This is a genomic window from Streptomyces sp. NPDC059909 (assembly GCF_042730885.1).
Classification (GTDB): domain Bacteria; phylum Actinomycetota; class Actinomycetes; order Streptomycetales; family Streptomycetaceae; genus Streptomyces.
Genome location: NZ_JBHWKX010000218.1, coordinates 1 through 1,559, shown reverse-complemented (window position 1 = coordinate 1,559; position 1,559 = coordinate 1). Strand labels below are relative to the sequence as shown.

The 1,559-nt window shown below is 63.7% G+C and carries 1 protein-coding gene and 1 pseudogene; one reads left to right on the top strand and one right to left on the bottom strand.

What is annotated here, in order from left to right:
* Positions 1 to 656: pseudogene (locus ACFV9O_RS40340) on the top strand (hypothetical protein); the annotation flags it as partial.
* 134 nt (positions 657 to 790) lie between these two features.
* On the opposite strand, the gene ACFV9O_RS40335 reads toward ACFV9O_RS40340, so the two are convergent.
* Entirely contained in the window at positions 791 to 1,132 is a 342-nt protein-coding gene (locus ACFV9O_RS40335) for a hypothetical protein (RefSeq protein WP_385428055.1), read from the bottom strand.
* Between the last annotated feature and the right edge of the window lie 427 nt (positions 1,133 to 1,559).

Here is a 1,559-nt window from a genome sequence, read left to right as displayed (position 1 = left end):
CTCCAGCACGGCCGGGCCCTCTGGTCAGCCCCGACATCGCGGTCACACACGTTCCGGTGACGACAGATACGGCATCACGTCACATACCGCCCTCTAAGAACAAGGTCACGTGGATGCGCTCAGCGTTGCGCGCTCTACTCAAAACGGGAGGAGACCCTGCTGAGACGCTTTTCCCTGAGGAACGGTTGCTATCGCTCAATGCTGCCCATGACGTCGATGGCCAGTTCGTCCGGGCCGCTCTGCCGCTGCTGGTCGAGTTCACAGCCCAGCTGCAGCACCATGAGGAGGCCGAGATGCTGATCGGCTTCCCTGCCGCACCTTTCATTCTGCCCCTCGCAACGCTGGACGGCTCAAGCTTCGTGGCGTACGCGGAGGAGCATCCAGCGCACCGTGTACTGATGCGCCGTGGTCGGGATGAGAGTGCCGAGTGGACACTTGTGCCCGCAGACGATGGCCCGCGGGGCTACCTGCTGAGTTTCGCCCTCCCTGAGTACATTGAGGCGTGGATTGGCGAGGCGTCGGACGGCAGGGAGCGCGGTCGCATATCCCAGGTCAAGGGGGAGCTCTTGAGTCGCATCACGGTCTACCGGATGGTCGAGGACGAGGTACGCACTTTTCAGTTGCGCTACGAGCCGAGGGACCTGCGGAGGCACTGAGTATTTTCCGGTTCTCGCCGGTCTTTGCCGGAAGCGCCATCGTTCTCTCGTTGCTGGTCGCCGTCACCAACGGTGATGCAAGGCGCACCTTCTCGGTCGCAAGCCGGTACGGCTGGGAACCTTGAGGCGGTGGGTCAACTGCGCCGAAGAGAGGAGATGGGAGTGCCGTCCTCGGTCTCCCATTCCTTCCATCCGTTCACCGAGCCGCCGGTGAGAAGCTGACAGGCGCCAGAGGGGGTGTCGCAGACTCGGCCGTCCTGCAGTCGTAGGCGGGCATCAGCCGTCACATAGGCCACGTACTCCTTGGCCGAGTTGGGTCGGCGCCACACGAGACGCTGACCTGAACGGAGGCGCCCGTCCGCCAGTAGGTCCCGCAGTTTGTCGTCATACTGCTGCTTCGTTCCGTTTCCGGGGCCCGAGGGCGCAGCGGACGGTGCTGGACTGCTCGATAGGCGTGAGCCGGTGAAGGGAGTCACACTTGGGCGGCTCTTGACGTACCGGCGTCGCAGCACCTCATTGATCGTTCGGTCGAATGGGGTCCGCAGTCGGTTCAGTGCCTGGTAGACCTCGTCGTCCAGCTCGACGAGATGCCGGTCAGGAGTCGGGGCGTCGCCCACCAATCCCCCTCAGCTCCATATTGGTCGTTCGGATCAGGATAGGAGTCGTACTGTCCGCCGGCACCGGTTTCGGCGAGGCAGGACTGGCTGCTACTGCCGCCCCCTGCTCTGGACGGTCTAGCGGCTGTCGTCGGGCGCTACCCGGCACGACTTGCTCCAACCCCGCTTAACCTCGCGCTTTCACGAGGTGGGCTGTCGGCAACGGCTGAATTTGGGACCAGTTCGAACGGTTCAATCGTGAGCCATTGTGCGGCCTCGGTGGTTCGTCAGTCGTTGTCGGTGGCGG